The 23518-nt window shown below is 66.0% G+C and carries 26 protein-coding genes; 24 read left to right on the top strand and 2 right to left on the bottom strand.

Annotated elements, in window-relative coordinates:
- The first annotated feature begins 106 nt into the window (after window positions 1–106).
- Together AC0IPL_RS08520 and AC0IPL_RS08515 are read left to right on the top strand one after the other, a co-directional pair.
- Window positions 107–340: an acyl carrier protein gene (locus AC0IPL_RS08520; RefSeq protein WP_005982462.1), complete on the top strand. Its 234-nt coding sequence runs from the start codon at window positions 107–109 to the stop codon at window positions 338–340.
- Window positions 341–598: 258 nt separating this feature from the next.
- On the top strand, window positions 599–1342 hold the full coding sequence (locus AC0IPL_RS08515; protein ID WP_474273559.1) for a 1-(5-phosphoribosyl)-5-[(5-phosphoribosylamino)methylideneamino]imidazole-4-carboxamide isomerase: 744 nt from the start codon (window positions 599–601) through the stop codon (window positions 1340–1342).
- Between the two features lie 157 nt (window positions 1343–1499).
- Here the strand turns inward: AC0IPL_RS08515 and AC0IPL_RS08510 are convergent, their stop codons facing one another.
- Window positions 1500–2363 carry a PilZ domain-containing protein gene (locus AC0IPL_RS08510; RefSeq protein ID WP_474273558.1) on the bottom strand — a complete coding sequence of 288 codons (864 nt, stop codon included), beginning with the start codon at window positions 2361–2363 and terminating at the stop codon, window positions 1500–1502.
- A 410-nt stretch (window positions 2364–2773) separates the two neighbouring features.
- Between AC0IPL_RS08510 and fabF the strand changes: the two genes are divergently transcribed.
- The 22 genes from fabF (at window position 2774) to AC0IPL_RS08400 (ending at window position 21527) form a co-directional block, all read left to right on the top strand.
- Complete coding sequence (fabF, locus tag AC0IPL_RS08505) at window positions 2774–4039, top strand: beta-ketoacyl-ACP synthase II (protein WP_474273556.1); 1266 nt, start codon at window positions 2774–2776, stop codon at window positions 4037–4039.
- Complete coding sequence (gene mltG, locus AC0IPL_RS08500) at window positions 4039–5196, top strand: endolytic transglycosylase MltG (RefSeq protein ID WP_474273554.1); 1158 nt, start codon at window positions 4039–4041, stop codon at window positions 5194–5196. Before fabF ends, mltG begins: the two co-directional genes overlap by 1 nt.
- Before the next feature lie 250 nt (window positions 5197–5446).
- Window positions 5447–5815: a recombinase gene (locus AC0IPL_RS08495; RefSeq protein ID WP_474273553.1), complete on the top strand. Its 369-nt coding sequence runs from the start codon at window positions 5447–5449 to the stop codon at window positions 5813–5815.
- On the top strand, window positions 5808–7094 hold the full coding sequence (locus AC0IPL_RS08490; RefSeq protein ID WP_474273835.1) for a DNA-packaging protein: 1287 nt from the start codon (window positions 5808–5810) through the stop codon (window positions 7092–7094). Before AC0IPL_RS08495 ends, AC0IPL_RS08490 begins: the two co-directional genes overlap by 8 nt.
- A gap of 212 nt (window positions 7095–7306) precedes the next feature.
- Window positions 7307–8506: a phage portal protein gene (locus AC0IPL_RS08485; RefSeq protein ID WP_474273551.1), complete on the top strand. Its 1200-nt coding sequence runs from the start codon at window positions 7307–7309 to the stop codon at window positions 8504–8506.
- Window positions 8499–8723, top strand: coding sequence for a GTA head formation protein, RCAP_rcc01685 family (locus AC0IPL_RS08480; RefSeq protein ID WP_474273549.1), 225 nt, complete (start codon window positions 8499–8501; stop codon window positions 8721–8723). Before AC0IPL_RS08485 ends, AC0IPL_RS08480 begins: the two co-directional genes overlap by 8 nt.
- Window positions 8720–9319, top strand: coding sequence for an HK97 family phage prohead protease (locus tag AC0IPL_RS08475; protein ID WP_474273547.1), 600 nt, complete (start codon window positions 8720–8722; stop codon window positions 9317–9319). Before AC0IPL_RS08480 ends, AC0IPL_RS08475 begins: the two co-directional genes overlap by 4 nt.
- Window positions 9316–10497, top strand: coding sequence for a phage major capsid protein (locus AC0IPL_RS08470; protein ID WP_474273545.1), 1182 nt, complete (start codon window positions 9316–9318; stop codon window positions 10495–10497). The genes AC0IPL_RS08475 and AC0IPL_RS08470 overlap by 4 nt, the downstream gene beginning before the upstream one ends.
- 175 nt (window positions 10498–10672) lie before the next feature.
- Complete coding sequence (locus tag AC0IPL_RS08465; protein WP_474273544.1) at window positions 10673–11272, top strand: head-tail connector protein; 600 nt, start codon at window positions 10673–10675, stop codon at window positions 11270–11272.
- The gene (locus tag AC0IPL_RS08460; protein ID WP_474273543.1) at window positions 11269–11601 is read left to right on the top strand and encodes a head-tail adaptor protein; all 333 of its coding nucleotides are present in this window, start codon (window positions 11269–11271) and stop codon (window positions 11599–11601) included. Before AC0IPL_RS08465 ends, AC0IPL_RS08460 begins: the two co-directional genes overlap by 4 nt.
- Window positions 11598–12005, top strand: coding sequence for a DUF3168 domain-containing protein (locus AC0IPL_RS08455; protein WP_474273542.1), 408 nt, complete (start codon window positions 11598–11600; stop codon window positions 12003–12005). Before AC0IPL_RS08460 ends, AC0IPL_RS08455 begins: the two co-directional genes overlap by 4 nt.
- Window positions 12006–12057: 52 nt before the next feature.
- Complete coding sequence (locus AC0IPL_RS08450) at window positions 12058–12471, top strand: phage major tail protein, TP901-1 family (protein ID WP_474273541.1); 414 nt, start codon at window positions 12058–12060, stop codon at window positions 12469–12471.
- 4 nt (window positions 12472–12475) lie between these two features.
- Window positions 12476–12796, top strand: a complete 321-nt coding sequence (locus tag AC0IPL_RS08445) for a gene transfer agent family protein (RefSeq protein WP_474273538.1) — start codon at window positions 12476–12478, stop codon at window positions 12794–12796.
- Window positions 12793–13002 (top strand): rcc01693 family protein, encoded by a 210-nt coding sequence (locus AC0IPL_RS08440; RefSeq protein WP_474273536.1) that lies wholly within the window; start codon window positions 12793–12795, stop codon window positions 13000–13002. Before AC0IPL_RS08445 ends, AC0IPL_RS08440 begins: the two co-directional genes overlap by 4 nt.
- A complete protein-coding gene (locus AC0IPL_RS08435) occupies window positions 12995–13654 on the top strand; it encodes a phage tail tape measure protein (RefSeq protein ID WP_474273535.1) in 660 nt (219 codons plus the stop codon). Before AC0IPL_RS08440 ends, AC0IPL_RS08435 begins: the two co-directional genes overlap by 8 nt.
- Window positions 13655–13672: 18 nt before the next feature.
- A complete protein-coding gene (locus AC0IPL_RS08430) occupies window positions 13673–14305 on the top strand; it encodes a phage distal tail protein, Rcc01695 family (protein ID WP_474273534.1) in 633 nt (210 codons plus the stop codon).
- The gene (locus AC0IPL_RS08425; RefSeq protein WP_474273532.1) at window positions 14302–15189 is read left to right on the top strand and encodes a DUF2163 domain-containing protein; all 888 of its coding nucleotides are present in this window, start codon (window positions 14302–14304) and stop codon (window positions 15187–15189) included. The genes AC0IPL_RS08430 and AC0IPL_RS08425 overlap by 4 nt, the downstream gene beginning before the upstream one ends.
- Window positions 15186–15704: an NlpC/P60 family protein gene (locus AC0IPL_RS08420; RefSeq protein WP_474273530.1), complete on the top strand. Its 519-nt coding sequence runs from the start codon at window positions 15186–15188 to the stop codon at window positions 15702–15704. The genes AC0IPL_RS08425 and AC0IPL_RS08420 overlap by 4 nt, the downstream gene beginning before the upstream one ends.
- Window positions 15704–19627, top strand: a complete 3924-nt coding sequence (locus tag AC0IPL_RS08415) for a baseplate multidomain protein megatron (protein ID WP_474273529.1) — start codon at window positions 15704–15706, stop codon at window positions 19625–19627. The genes AC0IPL_RS08420 and AC0IPL_RS08415 overlap by 1 nt, the downstream gene beginning before the upstream one ends.
- On the top strand, window positions 19624–19911 hold the full coding sequence (locus AC0IPL_RS08410) for a DUF7742 family protein (RefSeq protein WP_474273527.1): 288 nt from the start codon (window positions 19624–19626) through the stop codon (window positions 19909–19911). Before AC0IPL_RS08415 ends, AC0IPL_RS08410 begins: the two co-directional genes overlap by 4 nt.
- 181 nt (window positions 19912–20092) lie before the next feature.
- The gene (gene cysE / locus AC0IPL_RS08405) at window positions 20093–20902 is read left to right on the top strand and encodes a serine O-acetyltransferase (protein WP_474273525.1); all 810 of its coding nucleotides are present in this window, start codon (window positions 20093–20095) and stop codon (window positions 20900–20902) included.
- 253 nt (window positions 20903–21155) lie between these two features.
- Window positions 21156–21527, top strand: coding sequence for a DUF2087 domain-containing protein (locus tag AC0IPL_RS08400; RefSeq protein WP_474273523.1), 372 nt, complete (start codon window positions 21156–21158; stop codon window positions 21525–21527).
- A gap of 73 nt (window positions 21528–21600) precedes the next feature.
- On the opposite strand, the gene AC0IPL_RS08395 is transcribed toward AC0IPL_RS08400, so the two are convergent.
- Window positions 21601–23406: a methyl-accepting chemotaxis protein gene (locus AC0IPL_RS08395; RefSeq protein ID WP_474273521.1), complete on the bottom strand. Its 1806-nt coding sequence runs from the start codon at window positions 23404–23406 to the stop codon at window positions 21601–21603.
- Between the last annotated feature and the right edge of the window lie 112 nt (window positions 23407–23518).

Genomic DNA, 23518 nt, shown 5'->3' with positions numbered 1-23518 from the left:
GTTCCCGCTCTGCGGGAATGACACCGCCCGCTCCGGGCAATAACCACGCCGCCCGCAGGGGCTAGGGCAGAACTGGGCATAGTGCCCTGAAAAACGAGGAAGAGACATGAGCGACGTCGCAGATCGCGTTAAGAAGATCGTTGTTGAGCACCTGGGTGTTGAAGAAGACAAAGTCACTGAAAACGCCTCCTTCATCGACGATCTGGGCGCAGACAGCCTGGACACCGTCGAACTGGTCATGGCCTTCGAAGAAGAGTTCGGCATCGAGATCCCGGACGACGCAGCCGAAACCATCCAGACCTTTGGCGACGCAGTGAAATTCATCTCCGAAGCGTCCTGATCGACGCTTCCGGGATACCGGACAGGCGGCGTCTTCCCTCGGGAAGGCGCCGTTTTCGTTTTGTAACCTGCGGCAGGCAGCAGGTCGGGTTTCTGCTGACAGGCGAATCCCTGCGCAGCCGGTCCCGCCACAGGGCAGCGATCCTTGGCCAAGCCACGCCGCAATTGGGCATCAAACAGTCAGGAAACGGCCTCTGGCGCTGTCACAACCCGTGCTAAACTCTCTCTGAGACGGGCAATATCAGAGGAGACTGCCGCGATGATGATCTACCCCACGATGGAAATTCAGAACGGCCGCTGCGTGACGCTGGAGAAGGGTCGCCTGGATGAGCCGCAGATCTGGCATGTGGATCCGGTCAAAACCGCCCGCAGCTTTGCGTCCGCCGGCGCCGAATGGATGCACATCACCGATTTCAACGCGATCGAAGGCGATTTCAGCAACGAAGATCTGATCGGCGAGATCATTCGTGCGGTGGGCATTCCGGTCCAGCTGGGTGGCGGCATGCGCACACGTGAACATGTGGAGCACTGGATCGACCGCGGCGCCGGGCGCATCGTCATCAGCACGCTGGCGGCGCGCGATCCGCAGCTGGTGCAGGAACTGGCCAAGCGCCACCCCGATCAGATCGTGCTGGCGGTGGATGTGTTCCAGGGGCAGGTGATGACGGACGGATGGCGTCAGTCCGGGGCGATCTCGCCCGAAGACTTCATCGCCGCGTTTGACACGTCACCGCTGGCCGGAATCCTGGTGACGGACATCGACAGCGACATGTCCGACGTCGAGGCACAGCTGGGCCTGATTTCCGGACTGGCGGAGAAAGCCCGCGCGCCGGTGATTGCCAGCGGTGTCGTGCGCAACTCGGACGACATTTCGCGGCTGAAGTACGTATACAACATCGCCGGTGCGCTGGTGGGGCGGGCCTTGTTCCGCAAGACCCTGTCGGTGCAGGAGGCGCTCGCGGTGGCCCGTCCGGAACCCGAACCAGTGGCGGAATTCCAATAAGGCAACGCTCTGTCGCGCTTGCGACGCGGGTCCATGGCACGGTCCCCGCACCAGGTGCCAATGGGTTTGGGACGTTTTTTTTGGGGGGGGGGGCGGTACCCCCCCCCTTTCGGCATTCTGAGTTCCGGCATTCTGAGTTTGGAATGTTGTGCGGCGCTCAAGTGCTCCCGCGGGCCGTCGCGCCGCGGCCGGAGCGAAGGGCTGGTTCCAGATCCTCCAGCGGATAGGCCTCTAGCAGGCGGTGAAGCTGCAGGAAGTTGAAATCATTTACAAACTTGACGCCGATGTAGTCGGCGGTTTGCCAACGTACATGGGCGGCGACCGTGTAACCGCCAAATTGCAGCTCGACGCGACCGGAAACCACCAGCGGGACATCGGGGCGCAGCTTGGCGCCGGCGCGGCTCAGATCCACCAGATGTCCGTGCAAGCTGCGCCCGCCCGCCTGAAGGCTACAGGGCACGGCGCAGGGAAACCGTTTGGTGCGCCGGATCCGTCGAATGCCGATGCGATCCAGAAAATACAGAATGCTGCCGCCCAGCACCAGAAAGGACACCCAGGCGATCCCGGCATTGATGATTTGCTGGCGCATGCGAGCGTCCTCGGCCGCCACGGCCACCAGCTTGCTGCCATAGCCCTCTTCCTTGATCCGATCGCAGGGAAGCGCCTCAACCAATGTGCCAAAGTCTGCCACCAACTGACGCACATTCAAATGCCGTGCGCTGTCGCGGGCGGCGATGCGGCCCTGGCTCGCATAGATTTGCAAGAGCGTGCGCTGGCGCTTCAGAAGCTCGCTGGCCTGCGGCGCCACCGCTATGATGCCTACTGCACGCATCCGTTGTAGCAGCGGTTCAGGCGGATTCACGCTCATCCAGCTGCGGAGCTGCTGCAGGTGATACGCACCTTCCCCCGTTTCCAGATAGGTGAGCACCCCTCTGGAGGCCCGGTGCAGGTTGGACAGATCCTGATGCACCGCACAGCTGGCCTGCGCGCGCAGCGGCATCCATCCGGTCAGCAGTAGCAATAAGGTTATCAAAAGCCATCGTCGCATGGCAGGGCGGTCCCTTGTAGCGTGCAGGGCCAACATTGACACAAATGTCCGAATTTGCGGTTAACGCGGATGCCTCGCGTCCGTGCCGGTGCATCAGACTTGTCTTGGCGGGAAACGGCGCCCGAAGGAAAAAGGCGGGCTGGAGACAATATTGGCCCGATGCTCCAGCCCGCTTTGGCAGTCCCGAAGTACGGATGCCAAGTATTTCCTTAAAGGTGGGATCAACTTAGAGCTGAAGTGTTAAGCAAAACTTCCTGTAACGCAAGTTCTGTGCAAAAAACGGTCTGCCATAACGAAAATGCGCCGCCCAGCCCGCTCTTGCGCACATGTGCCATTCCAAGCTATCTGAACCAACGGATTGCCGAGGCAAAGGAGAGCAAGGAATGCGTCGAGTAGTTGTCACCGGACTGGGCCTGGTCACCCCGCTGGCCAGCGGAGTCGAAGAAACCTGGGCGCGGTTGCTGGACGGCCAGTCGGGCGCGGGTCCGATCACCCAATTTGACGCCGAAGCCAGCGGCGTGACCACCACCTATGCCTGCGAAGTTCCGCGCGGTGATGGCAGCGACGGGTCGTTCAACCCTGATGACTGGGTGGTCAAGAAAGACCAGAAAAAGATTGATGACTTCATCCTGTATGGCATAGCCGCCGCCGATATGGCCGTGCGCGATGCAGGCTGGACGCCCGAGGACGAGGAAAGCCGCCTGCGCACTGGCGTGATGATCGGTTCCGGCATTGGGGGGCTCAGCTCGATCGCGGACACGGCCGTTATGATCAAGGAAAAAGGCCCCCGCCGGGTCTCGCCCTTCTTTATCCCCGGCGCGCTGATCAACCTGATCTCGGGCCAGGTCTCGATCCGTTTTGGCTTCAAGGGCCCGAACCACTCCGTCGTCACCGCCTGCTCGACCGGCGCCCATGCCATCGGCGATGCGGCGCGGCTGATCAAATCCGGCGACGCCGATGTGATGATCGCAGGCGGTGCCGAGGCGGCGATCTGCGAGATCGGCATCGCGGGCTTCAACGCCTGCAAGGCGTTGTCGACCAAATATGCGGATCAGCCGACCAAGGCTTCGCGCCCCTATGATGCGGACCGCGACGGGTTCGTGATGGGCGAGGGCGCAGGCATCGTGGTGTTGGAAGACTATGAACACGCCAAGGCCCGCGGCGCCAAGATCTATGCCGAAGTGCTGGGCTATGGCCTGTCCGGCGATGCCTATCACATCACGGCCCCGTCTGAGGACGGCGAAGGCGGCGAACGGTCGATGCGCGCGGCGCTGAAAAACGCCGGGCTGGAGCCTGCGGCTGTGGATTACATCAACGCCCACGGCACCTCCACCATGGCCGACACCATCGAACTGGGTGCGGTCGAACGGCTGCTGGGCGATCACGCGGGCAATGTAACCATGTCCTCGACCAAATCCGCCACTGGCCACCTGTTGGGCGCGGCCGGCGCGATTGAGGCGATCTTCTCGATCCTGGCGATCCGCGATCAGGTGGCACCGCCCACCATCAACCTCGACAACCCGGCCGTTGAAACCCCGGTTGATCTGGCGCCCAACGCCAAGCGCGCGCGCAAGATCGACGTGGCGCTGTCCAACTCCTTCGGCTTTGGCGGCACCAACGCCTCGGTGATCTTCGGGAAAACCAGCTGATGTGGCGCAGCCTCGCTTCCAACATGCTGTCGATCCTCATCGTGGCGCTGTTCCTTTTGGGCGGCGTCATCCTGTGGGGTAAATCGCAGTACACGGCCGAAGGACCGCTGGACACGGCGATCTGCCTGCGGGTGGAGCGGGGGTCGAACATGGCACGGGTCAGCCGCGATCTGGAAGAGCAGGGCGCGGTTGCCTCCGGCGCGGTGTTTCGGCTGGGGGCGAAATACAGCGAAAAGACGGGCCAGCTGAAGGCCGGGAGCTTCCTGGTGGAGCCGGGTGCCTCGATGGCGCAGATCACCGACCAGATCACCACCGCGGGTGCCTCCACCTGCGGCACCGAGATCGTCTATCGTGTGGGCGTCACCCGCACCCAGGCGGAGGTGCGCGAACTGGATCCCGCTACCAATAAGTTCGTCGAGAAGGCGGAGTTCATCCTTGGCGAGGACGAGGTGCCTGCCGCCTATACAGAGACCCGGCAAGACGGCGACACCCGTTACCGCATTGCGGTGGCCGAAGGTGTGACGAGCTGGCAGGTGGTTGAGGCACTGAAGGCAATGGATGTGCTGACAGGTGAGCCCGGCGAACGCCCCGCCGAAGGTCTGCTGGCGCCCGACAGCTATGAGGTGGCACCCGGTACCGAACGGGCCGCGGTTCTGGCCGAGATGCAGGAACGTCAGCTGTTGCGCATCAACGCGGCCTGGGAAAACCGCTCGGACAAGGCGGCAGTCACCACGCCTGAGGAAATGTTGATCCTGGCCTCGATCATCGAGAAGGAAACCGGTGTCGCCGAGGAACGCGGCGTGGTTGCCTCTGTCTTTACCAACCGTCTGAACCGCGGCATGCGGCTGCAAACGGACCCGACGGTGATCTACGGCGTCACCAAGGGCGAGGGCGTGCTGGGCCGCGGCCTGCGCCAAAGCGAGCTGCGCGGCGCAACGCCCTGGAACACCTATGTGATCGAAGGTCTGCCGCCGACACCGATCGCCAACCCCGGCATGGCAAGCCTGGAAGCGGCGGTGAACCCGGATGAGACCGATTACGTGTTCTTTGTGGCCGATGGCACCGGCGGGCATGCCTTTGCCGAGACGCTGGACGAGCACAATCGCAATGTCGCCAAATGGCGCCAGATCGAGGCCGAGCGGCAGCAGAACAACTGAGCGGCTCCGCCGTTTCCGCCGACGCTAAGCAATAACAAGGGCGCCTCCGGGCGCCCTTTTTGTTGCGTCGGGGCAGCGCGCGCGTTCGGGGGGTGTTGCGGCCGCAGGCTGGCGCATCTTGACTTTTGCGGTAAATTCACGTATAGGTTGTGATGCAGCTGGAGGAAACACCGGGCGCCGCAAAACCTCGGTGGCCGTCTCTGTTTCACTTGTGCGGGTCACACACACGCATGAGGCAGTTTATTTCTCAATGGCAGAACAGACCATCCCACACAGCGGCGCATCCGCTTTGCCACAGCAGGTCGCCTATACGGCGGACCTGCTGCGGTCCTTGCAGGACAGCATCCACAGACTGCGCAACGAAGCAGAGGACTTGCGCAGCCAGCTTGAAATCAATGGCGCGGAGGAAACCACCGGCGCCAAAGGGCAGATCAGCAAACTGGAGACACTGATCCGCGAATGTCAGAAAGTGGAGAGACTCCTTGCAGAACAAAGCAGTGAATTCGCCGACCTGTGCAGATCCGAAAACGAACTCGACCTCGGCGCGGCGCGCGCGGCTGTCGAACGCGGACTTTCTGGCCTGCGTGCCGCCCTCGATCCTGAACTTGTTCTTGAATGAACTGGACCCCAAGGCACTGTGCGCGCTGCCGCATCTGTTCGACATCTGGGCGCTGGACCACCAGCGTCCGCCGCCCGGAGACTGGCGCGCCTGGGTGATCCTGGGGGGGCGCGGTGCGGGCAAGACGCTGGCAGGGGCGGAATGGGTGCGCAGCCTGGCCGAAGGGCCGCGGCCGCGCGATCCGGGCCGCGCCCGGCGCATCGCGCTGGTGGCGGAAACCTATGACCAGGTGCGCGACGTGATGGTCCACGGCGACAGCGGTGTTCTTGCCTGTTCGCCGCCGGATCGGCGGCCGCAGTGGAAGGCCTCGGAACGCAAGCTGATCTGGCCCAACGGCGCTGAGGCACAGGCGTTCTCGGCGCATGACCCCGAGGCGCTGCGCGGGCCCCAGTTTGATGCCGCCTGGGCAGATGAGCTGGCCAAGTGGAAAAAGGGGCAGGACAGCTGGGACATGCTACAGTTCGCCCTGCGGCTGGGGCGGGATCCGCGCGTCTGCGTGACCACAACGCCGCGCAATGCCCCTGTGCTGAAACGGTTGCTGGCAGCCCCCAGCACGGTGCAGACCCATGCCGCGACCGAGGCCAACCGCGCCAATCTCGCACCCTCCTTCCTGCGGGAGGTCCGCGCGCGCTACGCAGGCAGCCGTCTTGGTCGGCAGGAGCTGGACGGCGTGATGCTGGCCGATGTCGAGGGCGCGCTGTGGTCCAGTGCTGCGCTGGCGGGCCAGCAGGTGGCGCAGGCACCGCCGCTGGACCGGATTGTGGTGGCGGTGGACCCGGCGGAAAGCGCGGGCAAATCCTCCGACGCCTGCGGCATCGTGGTGGCGGGCGCCGTCACCCGCGGCCGCCCGCAGGACTGGCGCACCTATGTACTGGCCGACCGCACCGTGCAGGGGGTGGGGCCGCTGGCTTGGGCCACGGCGGTGACCGCGGCGCGCGACGACTTTGGTGCTGAACGGGTGGTGGCCGAGGTCAACCAGGGCGGCGCACTGGTGGAGACCCTGCTGCGCCAGGCCGATCCGCTGGTGCCGTTCCGCGCACTGCACGCGGGCAAGTCCAAATCCGCCCGCGCTGAACCGGTGGCCGCGCTGTATGAGCAAGGCCGGGTGCGCCACCTGCCCGGGCTGGGCGATCTGGAAGACCAGATGTGCCAGATGACGCCGCAGGGCTATCAGGGGCAGGGGTCGCCCGACCGGCTGGATGCGCTGGTCTGGGCAGTGCATGAGCTGATCCTGGCCCCCGCCGCCAGCCTGCGTCTGCCACAGGTGCGGGTGCTGTAAGCCGCAGCCAAGCGTAAGTCGCCCCTCTAGCCGCCCGTTGCGCAACGGGCGGCTTTTTCAATTGTATCAGCGGGTTGGGCGCGGGTGTTGCGCCTCCTGCGTACGCACCGCTTCGCAAATCTTCAGGGCTTTCTGGCATCAATCATCCCCAGCAAAGACGCATCTGCCCACACCGGGCCGCGGCGTCAGTCCTGAACAACAAGGAGCGGATCATGGTCTTTGACCTCTTGCGGCGCAAAACACCGGAACCTCCCGAGCAGAAGGCAAGCCAGACTGCCCGCGTGGTGTCCTGGCAGGGCTCCGGGCGCACCGCCTGGAGCCCGCGCGACACCGTCTCTTTGACCCGCAGCGGTTTTGCCGGCAACCCGGTGGGACACCGGGTGATCCGGCTGATCGCCGAGGCCGCCGCAGCGGTGCCGCTGGTGTTGCAGGATCACAGTCAGCGCTATGAAGGCCACCCTTGGCTGGCGCTGCTGGCGCGCCCCAATCGGGCGCAGACCGGGGCCGAGTTCCTAGAGGCGCTGTATGGCCATTTGCTGCTGTCCGGCAATGGGTATGTCGAGATGGTCGCCACCGAGGACGGCACCCCGGCGGAACTGCACGTGCTGCGCTCTGACCGGATGAATGTGGTGCCTGGCGCGGATGGCTGGCCTGCGGGCTTTGACTATGTGGTGGGGGGGCGCAAACACCGTTTTGCGGCGGATCAGGCGCAGTCGCCGATCTGCCATATCAAATGTTTCCACCCGCAGGATGACCACTACGGGTTGTCGGCGCTGCAATCGGCGGCGATGGCGATTGACGTGCACAACGCCGCCTCGCGCTGGTCCAAGGCGCTGCTGGACAACGCCGCACGCCCCTCCGGTGCGCTGGTCTGGACGGGGGCGGATGGCCACGGGCGCATGTCCGAGGAACAGTTTCGCCTCCTCAGCGACGAGATCCAGTCCAACTTCCAGGGCGCCAAGAATGCGGGTCGCCCGATGGTGCTCGAAGGCGGGCTGGACTGGAAGCCGATGGGCTTTTCCCCCTCTGACATGGAGTTCCAGAAAACGAAGGACGCCGCCGCGCGCGAGATCGCGCTGGCGTTTGGGGTGCCGCCGATGCTGCTGGGCATTCCGGGCGACGCGACCTACGCCAACTATCAGGAGGCCAACCGCGCCTTCTACCGGCTGACGGTGCTGCCACTGGTGGCCAAGGTTGCGGGTGCGCTGGCGGATTGGCTGACAGGATGGACTGGCGATGCGCTGACGCTGAAGCCGGACCTTGACCAGCTGCCCGCCCTGGCTGCCGAGCGCGAGGCGCAGTGGCGCCGGGTCGCAGCTGCGGATTTTCTGACGACCGCGGAAAAGCGGCGGCTGCTGGGCCTGCCAGTGCAATCCGCCATGGATCAGGCGGAGGGCACACAGGATGACTGAACACCCGATGCATTCTTTCGACTGCTCGCCCGGGCTGCGGTTGTCCGCACATGAACGCGTCGCGCAGATCCAGAACGAGGCCGTGAGCCGCAGGCTCGACCGGATCGAACAGATGATGGAGCGGCTGGAAAAGCGGCTGTGGCTCACCGTTTACGGCGTCGCCGCGGTGATCCTGGCGCAGGCGTTCCAATCCTTTCTGACGGTGCAGCTGCCATGAAAACAGAACCTTATGAGGCAAATCTGATGCAGGAAATTCCCCGGCTTGAGCACAAATACGCCAGTTTCGGCAAAGATCTGACGCTGACCGGCGCCTCTGCGATCAGCGGCTACGCCAGCCTGTTCGGCCAGCCCGACCAAAGCGGCGACGTGGTGCAGCCCGGTGCCTATGCGACCTCGCTTGCGGCGTTGGCGGCAGAGCGGCGCAGCGTCAAGATGCTGTGGCAGCACGATCCCGGCCAGCCGATCGGCGTCTGGGACGAGGTGCGCGAGGACAGCCGTGGCCTGTTCGTCAAGGGGCGCATCCTGACCAACACCGCCAAGGGCGCTGAGGTGGCCGCGCTGATACAGGCCGGGGCCATCGACGGGCTCTCTATCGGCTATCGCACCCAAAAGGCCACCCGTGGCGCCAACGGGGCGCGCCAGCTCTGCCAGGTGGAGCTGTGGGAGGTCTCGCTGGTCACCTTTCCCATGCTGCCCACCGCCCGCGTGACCGGCAAATCCAGCACCGCTGCGGCGGATGGCAACGCCCTGCGCGCCCTGGCCGATGGCCTGCGCCAGATCACCCGTGACCTCAAGACAGGACAAAGCACATGAGCACAGACGACCAGCCGGACATCTCCGGCTCCACCGCCCCCCTGGTCCATGAAGTCAAACAGGCGATGTCTGGGTTTCTTCAGGAATTCAAGGGCTTCCAACACGACGTGCAATCTAGGCTGAAACAGGCAGAAAAGCGAGTGACCATGCTGGACCGTAAGACAATCTCTCAGAACCGCCCCCCTCTGGCCGCCGCGCAGGACGCTGGCGCACCGCATCAAAAGGCTTTCAACGCCTATCTGCGCAGCGGCGACGACGATGGCCTGCGCGGGCTGGAGCTGGAAGGCAAGGCGATGTCCTCGGCCGTGGGCAGCGACGGTGGTTACCTGGTGGATCCGCAAACCGCCGAGACGGTGAAGACGGTGCTGCAATCCTCTGCCTCGATCCGGGCGGTGGCCGCGGTGGTGCATGTGGAATCCACATCCTACGACGTGCTGATCGACCACAGTGAGCTGGGCGCCGGATGGGCGACGGAGACCGACCCGACCGTCGAGACCGGCACCGGAACCATCGACCGCATCACCATCCCGCTGCACGAGCTGAGCGCGCTGCCCAAGGCGTCGCAGCGGCTTCTGGACGACAGCGCCTTTGACATCGAGGGCTGGTTGGCCAGCCGCATTGCGGGCAAGTTCGCCCGCTCCGAAGCGGCGGCGTTTATCAACGGCGACGGTATCGACAAGCCCAAGGGCGTCCTGTTCCACCCGAAGGTGGACGACGACAACTGGAGCTGGGGCAACATTGGCTACGTCGCATCGGGCGTGAACGGCGATGTCGGCAGTGGTGATGCGGTGATCGATCTGGTCTATGCGCTGGCGGCGGAATACCGCGCCAATGCAACCTTCATCATGAACTCCAAGACCGCGGGAATGCTGCGGAAACTGAAGGATGCCGACGGCCGCTTCCTGTGGTCCGACGGTCTGGCTGCCGGGGAACCTGCGCGGCTGATGGGCTATCCCGTGCTGGTGGCCGAGGACATGCCAGATCCGGGCACCGATAGCTACTCCATCGCCTTCGGCGACTTTGGCGCGGGTTACACCATTGCCGAACGTCCCGACCTGCGGGTGCTGCGTGACCCGTTCAGCGCCAAACCGCATGTGCTGTTTTACGCCACCAAGCGCGTGGGCGGCGACGTCAGCGACTTTGCCGCGATCAAGCTGATGAAATTCGGCCTGACCTGACCGGCGGGACCGATGGCGGAGCGGCAGCCCGCTCCGTCGGCAGGCACGCCCAAACACGCCCTTGTCGTCCAGCTGCTCCCCCTCCGTCCGAGCGGCATGGGCAGGTGCGTGCCTGCCGCTACTTTCACCACCCGCAGACCGGGACCACGACGGGGGAGGCCACAGGAGTAAAAGAATGATGCTGAGCGAAGTGACTCCGGTGCCTGATACCGCCTTGCCGCTGGCCGAGTTCAAGGCGCATCTGCGTCTGGGAACCGGCTTTGGCGAAGCGGGCCTGCAGGATCCGGTGCTGTCCGGCTTTCTGCGCGCGGCCTTGGCCGTCATCGAGGGAAGGACCGGTAAGGCGCTGATTGTTCGTGACTTTATGCTGGAGGTCCGGCATTGGCGCGACCCTGCACAGATGCTGCTGCCCATCGCCCCGGTGCGGGCTGTCGACACGCTGCTGCTGCGCGATGCGGGTGGCACTGAGACCCTGGTGGATCCGGCCGCCTATCAGTTGGAACCCGACAGCCAGCGCCCCCGGCTGCGCCCGGCGGGCGCGTTGCTGCCGTCCATCCCGGCAGGCGGCTCCGCCCGCATTGCGCTTCGGGCCGGCATGGCAAGCGACTGGAGCAGCCTGCCGGCCGATCTGGGCCAGGCGGTGATGCTGCTTGCGGCGCATTACTACGAGCACCGGGCCGACACCGGCTTGCATGGCGGCTGCATGCCCTTTGGCGTCACCAGCCTGATCGAACGCTACCGCAGCCTGCGGCTGGTGGTGGGGGGGCTGGCATGAAACGGCATCCGAACCTTAGCCGCGCCCTGGTGCTGGAGGACCCCCAGCGCAGCCCCGATGGTGCCGGTGGATATACCGAGACCTGGGTCCCGCTCGGCATCCTGTGGGCGGAGGTCAAACCGCTGTCCGGGCGGTTGAAAGGCCCAAACCTGTCTTTGCAAAAATACCGCATTGCCCTGCGGGCGTCGCCCGATGGTTTTGCGTCTCGTCCGCGACCAGATCAGCGGTTTCGCGATAACAACAGGATATACCGCATTGATGCAGTTACAGAAAGTGACGCATCTGGTCGTTACCTCACCTGTTTCGCGGTTGAGGAGGTGGCCACATGACCTATGCCTTGGCTGGCGGTCTGCAATCCGCCATCTACACCCATCTCAGCGGCGATGCGGCGCTGGCCGCGCTAGTCGGCACGGCCATCTATGATGCGCTGCCCGCTGGGGTGCTGCCGCCGCTCTACGTCGCGCTCGGCGGCGAGGAGGTGCTGGACCGCTCCGACATAACCAGCAGCGGAGCGGAGCACCGGTTTTTTGTCACCGTAACCTCGGATGCGGCCGGGTTTGCCGCTGCCAAATCCGCAGCTGCGGCTGTCTGTGATGCGCTGGTCGGCGCGGTGGTGCCACTGCCGCGCGGTCGCCTGGCAGGGCTGTGGTTCGACCGCGCCCGCGCCGAACGGCTGACGGGCGGCGGGCGACAGATCACGCTGCGCTTTCGCGCGCGGGTGGAGGACGAGTGATCGGCCAGACATTCCCCGCCGCGGACCCTCAAATTTCAGTTGGAGAGAACCAATGACTGTACAAAACGGCAAGGACCTTCTGGTCAAGGTGGATATGAACGGCGCTGGCCTGTTTGAAACCATCGCAGGCCTGCGCGCCACGCGGGTCAGCTTCAACGCTGAGAGCGTTGATGTGACCAGCCTCGAAAGCCAGGGCGGCTGGCGTGAGCTGCTGGCCGGGGCCGGGGTGCGCTCGGCCAATATTTCCGGCTCCGGCATCTTTCGTGATGCGGCCACGGATGAACGTGCGCGGCAGCTGTTCTTTGACGGTGTGACGCCGGAGTTCCAGGTCATTATCCCCGATTTCGGCATTGTTCAGGGGCCGTTTCAGGTGACCGCGCTGGAGTATGCCGGCAGCCACAACGGCGAAGCCACCTATGAGCTGTCGCTGGCCAGTGCCGGTGCGCTCAGCTTTGTGGCGGTGTGATGCAATGGTGAACACACAGGCCGGAGAGGTGAAATTGGTATTAAACGGACCACCTTACGCGATGAAGCTGACCTTAGGCGCCCTGGCAGAGCTGGAGCAGGCACTGGCAGAGGACACGTTGATCGGTCTGGTACAGCGGTTCGAGCAAAGCTCCTTTTCCAGCCGCGACGTGCTAGCGCTACTGGCGGCGGGGCTGCGTGGCGGCGGCCATGATCTCAGCCGCGAGGCGCTTGCCGCTGGCAGCATTGAGGGCGGGCCGATGCAAGCGGCACGGGTGGCGGCAGAGCTGCTGACGCGCAGCTTTACTCTGCCGGACGGCCCATGACAGGGCTGGACTGGCCGGGGCTGATGCGGGCCGGGATCGGCGCGCTGCGCCTGCTGCCGCGCGACTTCTGGCAGCTGACCCCGGCGGAGCTGCAACTGATGCTGGGCGCAGGCGCGCAGATGCCACCGATGGGGCGTGCACGGCTGGCGGATTTGATGCGCGCCTATCCCGACCATTCTGCGCAACAGGAGACAACAGATGGCTGACCAATCTTCGATGGCAGAACTGGAACTGCAGGGCGAAGCCCTGGGCGAGGCGCTGGACGGGGCCTCTGGCATGGCGGCGGGATTTGCCGAGGTGCTGGGCCGCGTCAAACAGGGTTTTTCCGAAACCGGCCGGGACGCGCAGATCCTGGACCGCAGTCTTTCCAAAGGTTTGCGGCGCGCTTTTGAAGGGTTGGTCTTCGATGGCGACAGCCTGTCTCAGACCATGGACACCCTGGCCCGCAGCATCGTTCACACGACGTTCAAAGCTGCCATGCGCCCGGTGACAGACCAGGCGGCCAGCGTGCTCAGCGACGGCTTCGGCGCGTTGATCGGCGGGCTATTGCCCTTTGCCGAGGGCGGCGCCTTCAGCCAGGGCCGGGTGATGCCCTTTGCCAAGGGCGGCGTGGTCAGCGGGCCGGTCGCCTTTCCCATGCGCGGTGCGACCGGGTTGATGGGAGAGGCCGGACCGGAAGCGATCTTGCCACTGACCCGCGGTGCGGATGGGGCGCTGGGGGTGCGCAGCCAGGGCGGGGGCGCGGTCAATGTGGTGATGAATGTCACCACTCCGGATGTGCGGGGCTTTGAACGCAGTCGCAGCCAGATTGCAGCACAGCTGTCCCGCGCCTTGTCGCGAGGCGGACGCAACCGCTAAGGATTGGAGGTTAAATAGATGAACTTTCACGAAATACGCTTTCCCGCGTCGCTCAGCTTCGGCTCCGTCGGTGGGCCGGAGCGGCGCACCGATGTGGTCACGCTCGCCAACGGGTTCGAGGAACGCAACACCCCCTGGGCGCATTCGCGACGCCGCTATGACGCCGGTTTGGGGTTGCGCTCGCTGGAGGATATCGAGGTGCTGATCGCGTTCTTTGAGGCGCGTCAGGGCCAGCTTTACGGCTTTCGCTGGAAGGATTGGAGCGACTTCAAATCCGCCCGTCCCAGCGCCGAGGTGGGCTTCGACGATCAAGAAATTGCCACCGGCGATGGCAGCACGGTGACCTTTCAACTGACCAAGACCTACCGCTCCGGCGCCCACAGCTATCGGCGCCCGATCACCAAGCCGGTGGCGGGCACGGTGCAGGTCGGGATTGGTCAGTCGGCGCTGCGTGAAGGGGTCGATTACGATCTGGACACAGCCACTGGCCAGATCACCCTGTCGCATCCGCCGGAGAAAGGTCTGGTGCTGCGGGCCGGATTTGAATTCGACGTGCCGGTGCGCTTTGACACCGCCAGCATTCAGACCAGCGTGGCGTCGTTTCAGGCAGGCGAAGCACCGGCAGTGCCGGTGGTGGAGCTGCGGGTATGAGCAGTCTTTCCAATGACTTCCGGGGTCATCTTCAAACGGGTGTGACCACCGTCTGCCGCGCTTGGGCGCTGCGGCGGCAGGATGGCACCATGCTGGGATTTACCGATCACGACTGCAGTCTCAGCTTTGACGGGGTCTCCTTCCGCCCCGGCGGCGGGTTGACGGCGCGGGCGGTCAGCCAGTCCACCGGCCTCGCTGTCGACAACAGCGAAGCGCTGGGGGTGCTGTCGGACGAAGCCGTCACCGAGGCCGACATTGAGGCGGGCCGGTATGACGGCGCAGAGCTGCGCTGCTGGTTGGTGAACTGGCGCGACGTGTCGATGCGCTGGTTGCAGTTTCGCGGCACCCTGGGCGAGATTCGCCGCGCGGGCGGCGCCTTTGAGGCGGAGCTGCGCGGGCTGACCGAACAGCTGAACCAGCCGCACGGGCGGATCTACCAGAAGCCCTGCACCGCGGTGCTGGGCGATAGCGCCTGCGGTTTTGACCTCATCACGCCCGGCTATGCCACGGAGCTGCCGACCGCAGAGGTGGTGCACAGCGATCGCTTGCGCTGGGATGCACTGCCGGGGTTCCAGCCGGGCTGGTTCACCCATGGCCGCCTGACGGTGCTCAGCGGCGTGGCACAGGGGCTGTGGGCGGCCATCAAGGCCGACCGCAGCGATGCCCAGGGCCGTGAAATCACCCTGTGGCAGCCGATCCGCGCCACGGTTGCGCCGGGTGACATGGTGCGCTTGGAGGCAGGTTGCGACAAGCGGCTGGAGACCTGTCGGCTGAAGTTCAACAATCTGGTGAACTTCCAGGGCTTTCCCGACATCCCCGGCGAGGACTGGATGATGGCGGTGCCGCGCCGCTCTGGCGTCAATGGCGGCGGGAGCCGGCGATGAGCGCGGCGGCGGGCAGGGTGGTGTCGGCGGCGCGCGGCTGGATCGGCACGCCTTATGTGCATCAGGCCAGCTGCCGCGGCGCGGGCTGCGACTGTCTGGGACTGATCCGGGGCGTCTGGCGCGAGCTGCTGGGCACCGAGCCGGAGCTGCCGCCCGCCTATACGATGGACTGGTCTGAACCCCAGGGCGCCGAGGCGCTGTGGCAGGCGGCGGCGCGGCATCTGGTGGCCAAGCCCGTGCAGCAGGCGGCGCCCGGCGACGTGATCCTGTTTCGCATGCGCGCGGGATCCGTGGCCAAGCATCTGGGGGTGCAGTCGGCGGTGTCAGAACCGAGATCTGCGCCTGCCAACGGGCAGGCAGACGCAGCCCGGCGTTGCCGCCGGGCGAGAACCGGACAACCGACTGCCTTCATCCACGCCTACGCAGGCCACGGGGTGGTCGAAAGCCCGCTGAGCCCGCCCTGGCAGCGCCGCATCGTGGCGCGTTTCAGCTTTCCGCAAAAGGAGCAGATCTGATGGCAACCATTCTTCTTTCCGCCGCCGGCGCAGCGATCGGCGGCTCAATCGGCGGCTCGGTTGCCGGGCTGTCCTCGGCCGTCATTGGCCGCGCGGTGGGGGCGACCTTTGGCCGGATGATCGACGAGCGGCTGCTCGGTGCCGGTTCGGATCCGGTGGAGAGCGGCAAGGTCGATCGCTTCCGCCTGACCCAATCCAGCGACGGTGCGCCGATAACGCAGGTCTTTGGTCGCATGCGGCTGGGCGGGCAGGTGATCTGGGCCTCTCAGTTCCTGGAAACCGCCACCACCAGCGGCGGCGGCAAGGGCCGCCCGGCGCAGCCGCAGGTGACCAGCTACAGCTACTCGGTGTCGCTGGCGATTGCCCTGTGCGAGGGCGAGATCGCCCATGTTGCGCGCGTCTGGGCCGATGGCGAGGAAGTCGCACCGAAGGATCTGAACATGACCGTCTACACCGGCTGTCCGGACCAGCTGCCCGACCCGGTGATGGAGGCGGTGGAGGGCGCAGGCCAGGTGCCCGCCTACCGCGGCACCGCCTATGTGGTGATGGAGAACCTGGATCTCTCCCGCTTTGGCAATCGTGTGCCACAGTTCTCCTTTGATGTGCTGCGCCCGGAGCAGCCCGCCAGCAGCACTCACGCGCAGGATCTGGGCCGACTGGTGCAGGGGGTGGCGCTGATGCCCGGCACCGGCGAATACACGCTGGCGGCGGATGTGGTGCAATACTCCGGCGGGCCGGGCGATGCCAAACCGGTCAACCAGCACATGCCCTCGGGCGACAGTGACCTCAGGACCTCGCTGGATGCGCTGGCCGCGGAGCTGCCTGCCTGCGGCGCGGCCTCGTTGATCGTGCCATGGTTCGGCGAGGATCTGCGCTGCGGCCATTGCAGCCTGAAACCCAAGGTCGAGCACAAGACCGCCGACGGCACCATGCCCTGGCGCGTCAGCGGGTTGGAGCGGGAGAGGGCGGAGGAGGTGCTGAAGCAGGACGGCACGCCGCTGTATGGTGGCACGCCGGCGGATGGCGCGGTGATCCAGTCGATCCGCGAGATGCAGGCGCGGGGGCTAAGGGTGATGTTCTACCCGTTCATCCTGATGGACCAAGCCGAGGGCAACGCGCTGCCCGACCCTTGGTCGGGGGCCGCCAGCCAGCCGCACCTGCCCTGGCGTGGCAGGATCACCCTGTCGGCCGCCCCCGGCCAGCCCGGCTCCCCCGATGGCACGGCGGCGGCAGATGCCGAGGTGGCGGCGTTCTTTGGCACCGTCACGGCGGCGGATTTCACCGTGGCGGATGGCAGCGTCACCTACACCGGGCCGCAGGAATGGACGCTCAGCCGCTTTATCCTGCACTATGCCGCCCTGTGTGCCGCGGCGGGCGGGGTCGAGGCCTTCTGCATCGGTTCGGAGATGCGGGCGCTGACACAGATCCGCGGTGCGTCGGGATTTCCCGCGGTTGCGGCTTTGCGCGCGCTGGCTGCCGAAGCGCGCATCCTGCTTGGGCCGGACACAAAGATTGGCTATGCCGCGGACTGGTCGGAATACTGGGGCTATCAATCGCCCGAGGGCGATCGCTACTTTCATCTGGATCCGCTGTGGGCGGATGACACCATCGACTTTATCGGCATCGACAACTACATGCCGCTGTCGGACTGGCGCGAGGGCGAGGACCACCTGGATGCGCAATCCGGCGTGCCCGCGATCTATGACCCGGCTTACCTGCGCCGCAATGTCGAGGGCGGCGAGGGCTATGACTGGTATTACCACTCACCCGAGGCCGAGGCGGCGCAGATCCGAACGCCGATCACCGATGGTGCCTATGCGGAGTCCTGGATCTGGCGCTACAAGGATATTCGCAACTGGTGGCTGAAGGAGCACCACGAGCGGATCGGCGGCGTGCGTCAGGCCATGCCGACGCCTTGGGTGCCGCAAAGCAAGCCGATCTGGTTCACCGAACTGGGTTGTGCTGCCATCGACAAGGGCACGAACCAACCTAACAAGTTCCTGGATCCCAAAAGCTCGGAATCCAAATTGCCGAAGCATTCCAACGGCCAGCGCGATGATCTGATCCAGATCCACTACCTGCGCGCGGTGCTGGGGTACTGGGGCGAGGCCGCGAACAACCCGGTATCCGAAGAATACGGCGCGCCGATGGTGGACATGGCGAACGCCTATGTCTGGGCCTGGGACGCGCGGCCGTTTCCCGCCTTTCCCAGCCGTCTGGAGATCTGGAACGACGGTGAGAACTACCTGCGCGGCCATTGGCTGAACGGGCGCGCCGGGCAGTGCACCCTCGCCTCGGTGGTGGAGGAAATCTGCCATCGCGCCGGGTTGGAGGACATTGACGTCTCGCAGCTTTATGGCGTGGTGCATGGGCAGCTGATCCCGGATATGGGCGACGCCCGCGCGGCGCTGCAACCCCTGATGCTGCGGCACGGGTTTGATGCGGTAGAGCGTGACGGGTTGCTGCGCTTTGTGATGCGCAAGGGTACTGCGGCACAAGCGCTGACCCTGGACCAGCTGGCGGAACACGACGAGATCGACAGCCGTCTGGAGGCCACCCGTGCCAGCGAGGCAGAGCTGTCAGGCCGGGTACGGCTGCGGTTCACCGAATGGGGCGGCGACCATGCTGCGGGCGCGGTGGAAGCGGTGCTGCCGGATGAGGCCACCCACGCGGTCAGCCAGAACGCGCTGCCGCTGGCGCTGACCCGCGCCGAGGCGCGGCAGGTGGTGGCCCGCTGGCTGGCGGAGGCCCGCATTTCGCGCGATACCCTGCGGTTTTCGCTGCCGCCTTCGCTGCTGCATCTGGGCGCGGGCGACGTGGTCTCGCTGCCGCTGGAGGGCGGGGCGCAGCGTTACCGCATCGATCGGGTGGAACAGGCCGCGGCGCAGCTGGTCGAGGCGGTGCGGATCGAGCCGGGGGTCTACGAGCCCGCCGTGGTGGCCGAGGAGCTGCCCGGCCTCAGCGCCTTTGCCGCACCGGGGCCGGTTCTGCCGCTGTTCATGGATCTGCCCCTGATGCGCGGCGACGAGCCCCCCCATGCGCCGCATCTGGCGCTGACCGCGGCCAGCTGGCCGGGCAGCGTGGCGGTTTATGGCGCCGCTGCGGACGCGAACTATGCGCTGGAACAGGTGATTGCAGGGCGCCAGGTTATCGGCCTCACCGAAACGCCGCTGGCGGCGGCCACCGCCGGGATCTGGGACCGCGGCGCCGACTTGCAGCTGCGGCTGATCTGGGGGAATCTGGAAAGCCGCGGCGCGGAAGCGGTGCTGAACGGCGCCAATGTGGCGGCCATTGGTGACGGCAGCCCCGGCAACTGGGAGCTGTTTCAGTTCCGCGAGGCTGAGCTGATTGCACCGCAAACCTATCTTCTGCGTGGGCGGCTGCGCGGCCAGCTCGGGACCGATGCGCTGATGCCGCAGATCTGGCCCGAGGGCTCCTATGTGGTGCTGCTGGATGGCAGCGCGGTGCAGCTGGAGCTGGCGCCCGAGCAGCGTCGCCGCGTCCGCCACTACCGCATCGGCCCGGCGCAGCGGGCGCTGGACGATCCGTCTTATGTGCATCAGCTGCGCAGTTTTGATGGCAACGGGCTGCGCCCGTATGCGCCGGTGCATCTGCGGCTTGCAGGTGCGCAGGCGGGCGCGCTGGGCGGTGACATGACCGCCAGCTGGATCCGCCGGACCCGGATCGAGGGCGACAGCTGGGCTCTGCCGGAGGTGCCTCTGGGCGAAGAGACCGAGGTTTATCGCATTCGGGTGTTGCGCGGTCAGACGCTGCTGCGCGAGGAGACGGTTTCGGGGCCGCAATGGATCTACCCGCTCGCGGCGCAGACGGCGGATGGAACGCAGCCCGGCGACGCGCTCGAGGTGGCGCAGCTGTCCGCGCGTTACGGCGCGGGGCTGGCGGCACGGCGGGTGCTGGCATGAGGCGCCCGGTGCTGCCAGGTGATGTCTCGGCGGTGGCGCGGGCGCTGTTGCTGGTGCCTGCGGAGCACCGGTTGCAGCTGTGCCGCCGGATCTTTGGCCAGGCGGCAAAGGCGCTGGCACATGTCGAGCTGCAACACCGGTTGCACCCACGCTGGGGAGACGGGACGCTGGATGCGGCGGCGCGGCGCTGTGCCTTGGCGGAGGAGCCGTTTCTGGACGATCCGGCCTATCTGGCCTGCACGCGGCTGGTGCTGCGCGAGCTTGCGGCGACGCTGGAGCCGTAGGCAGGCGGCGCGGATTGCTTCGGGCAGTGCCCGAAGCGACACTGCAAATGACGGGCCTTGCCGCTTCACCATTGCGAGAGGCGATGCATTCAGATTGCAAATATGTCCGATCACGGGTTTGCGTTTGCGGGATTCCGGCATAAATGGCTATTCTGGACCCAGTCAAAAAGGATGCTGAGCCATGATCGAGACGCGCCAGGCGATTACCCCGGTGGACCCCGTGTGGGACCGGATCACCCGCGAAGCCGAGGAGGCGGTGGCCACCCAGCCGCTGATGGGCGGGTTGATCCACGCCTGCATCCTGCACCACAAGTCACTGGAAAAGGCGCTGTCCTACCGGATTTCGGCCAAGCTGTGCTCTAACGAGATGTCGATGATGGTGCTGCGCGAAATCGTCGATGACGCCTATGCCGCCAGCCCCGATCTGGTGGAGGCGGCGCGGGCCGATCTGATGGCGATCAACGAACGCGATCCGGCCAGCCACCGGCTGTTGCAGCCGATCCTGTATTTCAAGGGTTTCCAGGCGGTGCAGGCTTACCGCGTGAGCCACTACCTGTGGATACAAGGGCAGCTGGATCTGGCGTATTTCTTCCAGATGCGCACCTCTGAGATCTTTGGCATCGACATTCACCCCGGTGCGCGCATTGGCAAGGGGATCATGATCGACCACGCCCATTCCATCGTGATCGGCGAGACCGCGGTGGTGGGGGACAATGTCTCTATGCTGCATTCGGTGACGCTGGGCGGCACCGGCAAGGAAGAGCAGGACCGCCACCCCAAGATCGGAGATGGTGTGCTGATTGGGGCCGGCGCCAAGGTTCTGGGCAACATCAAGGTCGGCCATTGCAGCCGCATCGCTGCGGGTTCGGTGGTGCTGGAGGACGTGCCCCCCTGCACCACGGTGGCGGGCGTGCCGGCCCGGATCGTCGGCGAGGCGGGCTGCGCGCAGCCCTCTGTCAGCATGAACCAGGTTCTGGAACGCGACAGGTAGGGTGGCCCGGAGGCGTGATTTACCACGCGTCGGCTCCGGTCCGTTGTATCAGGGGTTTGGGTCTCGGACAGATAAAGGGGCGGCCAGCGCCCCGTTTCGGTGTGTTCCCGGTCCGGTGCAGGTGAACTTGGCTTGGCCTGGGGCGCCATCCCGGCTCGGTTGCAGGGAGGGTCGGCAGTGACCGAGGCGCCGCTGCCCCATTCGGCGTGCTAAACCTGCCAGGTCCACAGCCCATCCCGGACAGGTGACGCTGATGAACAGGCTGGCCCGTGCCGGGGGCCACGAGAACCTGCAGCAGTTGCGGGCCGGGGAGGCGGCGGCGCGGATGGATCACCGGTTGCTGGGACGGTGCCTGCACCAGTTTGACGCGCGTGGTCTGCTGTTGCGTGGTCCATCGCGGCGGGCGGTGCAATCGCTGGCGTTGTTTGGGCTGCGGGCGGACCTGTCGACCGGGCAGGAAATGCGCGCGTGCGACGCAACCCACATGCTGAACAGGCTGCACGGGTTTGGCAATCCGGCGACCCTGCGGCAAGCGATGATCTCTTGCGGGTTGTTGACCCGGCGGCGCGACAGCAGCGACTATCGCCGGGGGAACAGGAACCGCCCGTTGAGGCGCAGCTGTTGATCCGGGCGCTGCGCGACCGCCGACCCGTTGCGCCACCGCCCCTGAGCGGGACGGCAGCAAGGACTCGTGAGGGCTAGCTGGCCGCGCGCCGGACGCCCGCGGCATCTCCGCTACGTCCTGACGCGGGCGCAGGGGGTAATGCGGGAAGGCGAAAGGCCGCGGCCAGCTGGCTGAGGCCTTCTGCGTCGTGGCGCAGCTCCGACATTGCAGTGACGGTCTGGGTGACGACGCCCGTGTTGCCGCGGGTGGTGCCTTCCAACGTGGTCAGCTGTGCCGTCAGGCTGCGCAGGGCCGCCGCCTCATGGCTGAGACCGCGGGCGGAGCCACCCACACGGGCGGAAATCTCACCGAGGTCGGTTATGATGCGGGACAGCACAGCGCCGGTGTTGCCGACCTCCTCCGCGCCCTGGCTAATGTGCTGGCTGGTGCTGGAAATCAGCGCGCGGATCTCAGTGGCGGCCTCGCCGCTGCGCTGCGCCAGGGCCTGGACCTCGCTGGCGACAACCGCAAACCCGCGGCCTGCTTCGCCTGCGCGCGCGGCTTCGACCCGGGCGTTCAGGGCCAGAAGGGTGGTCTGAAAGGCGATGTCGTCGATCACCCCGGTGATTGAGCCGATACGGGCGGCGCTGTGCTGGATGCCCTCCATCGCGGTGGCAGCGTTGGCCATCACGGCGGTGCTGGCCTCGGCCTGTCGCACCGCATTGGTGGCCAGCCCGTTGGCGGCACGGACCTCGTCCTCGGCGGTGCCAAGCGCGGCGCTGAGGTCGTTCAGCGCCTGGGACAGGGTTGCGAGGTCCATGGCCTGGCTGGTGATCCGCTGTGCCAGCGCGGTGGACTCGTCGCTGATGGCACTGCTGCGTGAGAGGATCACCTGGCCGGTGCCCAGCACCTGTGCCATCAACCCCGCGAGACTGTCGAGCGCCCCGTTGAAATCTCGGCGCAGGGGCTCATAGGCGGGGGCCAGGGGCCGGTGGATCCGGTGGCTGAGATCGCGCCGGGCCAGCGCATCCAGCCCCGCGCGCAGCTGGTCGACGGCGTCGGTCTGAGCTTGCTGGTCCTTGGCGCGGGTCCGGGCGGCGGCTGCGGCCTCGGCCAGGCTGGATTGCAGCATGTCGATCCGGCGGGCGATCCGGCCCAGCTCATCGCGGCGGGTGGAGAGACGCAACTGGGTGCTGTATTCGCCCGAGGTGATCCGTTCCAACGCCGTGGTCAGCTGCCGGAGCGGGCGCCCCAGCAGGCGGCGCAGGATCAGCAGGCAGCCCAGCAGGGACAGCAGCAGGATTGCGGCCCCCAGAGCCGCATCGCGCAGCAGCGCGCTGCGCAGATCCGCGAGGGTTGCAGCGGGGTCCCAGACCATCACCAAAACGCCCCGAATCGCCCCCTTGCGCGAGAGCACCGGCAGCACCAGCGTGTGACCATCGCCCGACTGCCAAGGGGTTCCGTCAGAGAGGACGGCGGCGGTGATGGCGTCAAGGCCCGGCGCATCGACGTCTGTGGTCGGGGGCTGGCCGGCCTCGGCCATGACCACCCCATCGGCGCGGGTGGCGCGGGCATAGGCAAAGCTGTGGCCTGCCCGGTCGATCACATGGGCGAGCTGCTGCTCGACAGACCCGGAAAAGCCCAGTTTCATCGGTTGTGCGATTTCGCGCGCGGCGGCTGTGGTCAGCTCGCGTTGCAGCAGCCGCAAGCTGTCCAGCGATTGGGCCTGAAGCCGCTGGCCGGCCAAATAGGCCATCGGCAGTGCGGTGAGCAGCGAAAAGATGGTGACCAGCAGCGCAATGCGCAGGTTCAAAGACCGCCAGACGAGGCTGCCTGCCTGCACGGCGTGACCAGTGGTTTGAAGGCGGGGAAAGCGGATCGGCGGGAGAGCGAGGGGCATAACAATGTTCCTGCAGATGACGGATGCCAGTGCAGTAGGTGGCCACAACTGAACGCAGCGTAAACGCCGCCGCGTGTGGTGTGGATTGTCATGAAAGCTTCATCCAGGCGCG

It is taken from the genome of Leisingera sp. SA32, from assembly GCF_056033425.1.
Note: the sequence above shows the minus strand (reverse complement) of the source record. Positions and strands in the feature narration are given on the sequence as shown.

Excerpts from the sequence above, each read along its gene's own strand:
- AC0IPL_RS08520 (WP_005982462.1), top strand. The coding sequence starts at position 107 with ATGAGCGACGTCGCAGATCGCGTTAAGAAGATCGTTGTTGAGCACCTG.
- AC0IPL_RS08460 (WP_474273543.1), top strand. The coding sequence starts at position 11,269 with ATGAAACGGCATCCGAACCTTAGCCGCGCCCTGGTGCTGGAGGACCCC.
- AC0IPL_RS08495 (WP_474273553.1), top strand. The coding sequence starts at position 5,447 with ATGGCAGAACAGACCATCCCACACAGCGGCGCATCCGCTTTGCCACAG.
- AC0IPL_RS08450 (WP_474273541.1), top strand. The coding sequence starts at position 12,058 with ATGACTGTACAAAACGGCAAGGACCTTCTGGTCAAGGTGGATATGAAC.
- AC0IPL_RS08430 (WP_474273534.1), top strand. The coding sequence starts at position 13,673 with ATGAACTTTCACGAAATACGCTTTCCCGCGTCGCTCAGCTTCGGCTCC.
- AC0IPL_RS08425 (WP_474273532.1), top strand. The coding sequence starts at position 14,302 with ATGAGCAGTCTTTCCAATGACTTCCGGGGTCATCTTCAAACGGGTGTG.
- AC0IPL_RS08435 (WP_474273535.1), top strand. The coding sequence starts at position 12,995 with ATGGCTGACCAATCTTCGATGGCAGAACTGGAACTGCAGGGCGAAGCC.
- AC0IPL_RS08475 (WP_474273547.1), top strand. The coding sequence starts at position 8,720 with ATGAAAACAGAACCTTATGAGGCAAATCTGATGCAGGAAATTCCCCGG.
- AC0IPL_RS08465 (WP_474273544.1), top strand. The coding sequence starts at position 10,673 with ATGATGCTGAGCGAAGTGACTCCGGTGCCTGATACCGCCTTGCCGCTG.
- AC0IPL_RS08485 (WP_474273551.1), top strand. The coding sequence starts at position 7,307 with ATGGTCTTTGACCTCTTGCGGCGCAAAACACCGGAACCTCCCGAGCAG.
- AC0IPL_RS08410 (WP_474273527.1), top strand. The coding sequence starts at position 19,624 with ATGAGGCGCCCGGTGCTGCCAGGTGATGTCTCGGCGGTGGCGCGGGCG.
- AC0IPL_RS08455 (WP_474273542.1), top strand. The coding sequence starts at position 11,598 with ATGACCTATGCCTTGGCTGGCGGTCTGCAATCCGCCATCTACACCCAT.
- AC0IPL_RS08515 (WP_474273559.1), top strand. The coding sequence starts at position 599 with ATGATGATCTACCCCACGATGGAAATTCAGAACGGCCGCTGCGTGACG.
- AC0IPL_RS08420 (WP_474273530.1), top strand. The coding sequence starts at position 15,186 with ATGAGCGCGGCGGCGGGCAGGGTGGTGTCGGCGGCGCGCGGCTGGATC.
- AC0IPL_RS08400 (WP_474273523.1), top strand. The coding sequence starts at position 21,156 with ATGAACAGGCTGGCCCGTGCCGGGGGCCACGAGAACCTGCAGCAGTTG.
- AC0IPL_RS08395 (WP_474273521.1), bottom strand. The coding sequence starts at position 23,406 with ATGCCCCTCGCTCTCCCGCCGATCCGCTTTCCCCGCCTTCAAACCACT.
- AC0IPL_RS08470 (WP_474273545.1), top strand. The coding sequence starts at position 9,316 with ATGAGCACAGACGACCAGCCGGACATCTCCGGCTCCACCGCCCCCCTG.
- cysE (WP_474273525.1), top strand. The coding sequence starts at position 20,093 with ATGATCGAGACGCGCCAGGCGATTACCCCGGTGGACCCCGTGTGGGAC.
- AC0IPL_RS08480 (WP_474273549.1), top strand. The coding sequence starts at position 8,499 with ATGACTGAACACCCGATGCATTCTTTCGACTGCTCGCCCGGGCTGCGG.
- AC0IPL_RS08415 (WP_474273529.1), top strand. The coding sequence starts at position 15,704 with ATGGCAACCATTCTTCTTTCCGCCGCCGGCGCAGCGATCGGCGGCTCA.
- AC0IPL_RS08445 (WP_474273538.1), top strand. The coding sequence starts at position 12,476 with ATGGTGAACACACAGGCCGGAGAGGTGAAATTGGTATTAAACGGACCA.
- AC0IPL_RS08440 (WP_474273536.1), top strand. The coding sequence starts at position 12,793 with ATGACAGGGCTGGACTGGCCGGGGCTGATGCGGGCCGGGATCGGCGCG.
- mltG (WP_474273554.1), top strand. The coding sequence starts at position 4,039 with ATGTGGCGCAGCCTCGCTTCCAACATGCTGTCGATCCTCATCGTGGCG.
- fabF (WP_474273556.1), top strand. The coding sequence starts at position 2,774 with ATGCGTCGAGTAGTTGTCACCGGACTGGGCCTGGTCACCCCGCTGGCC.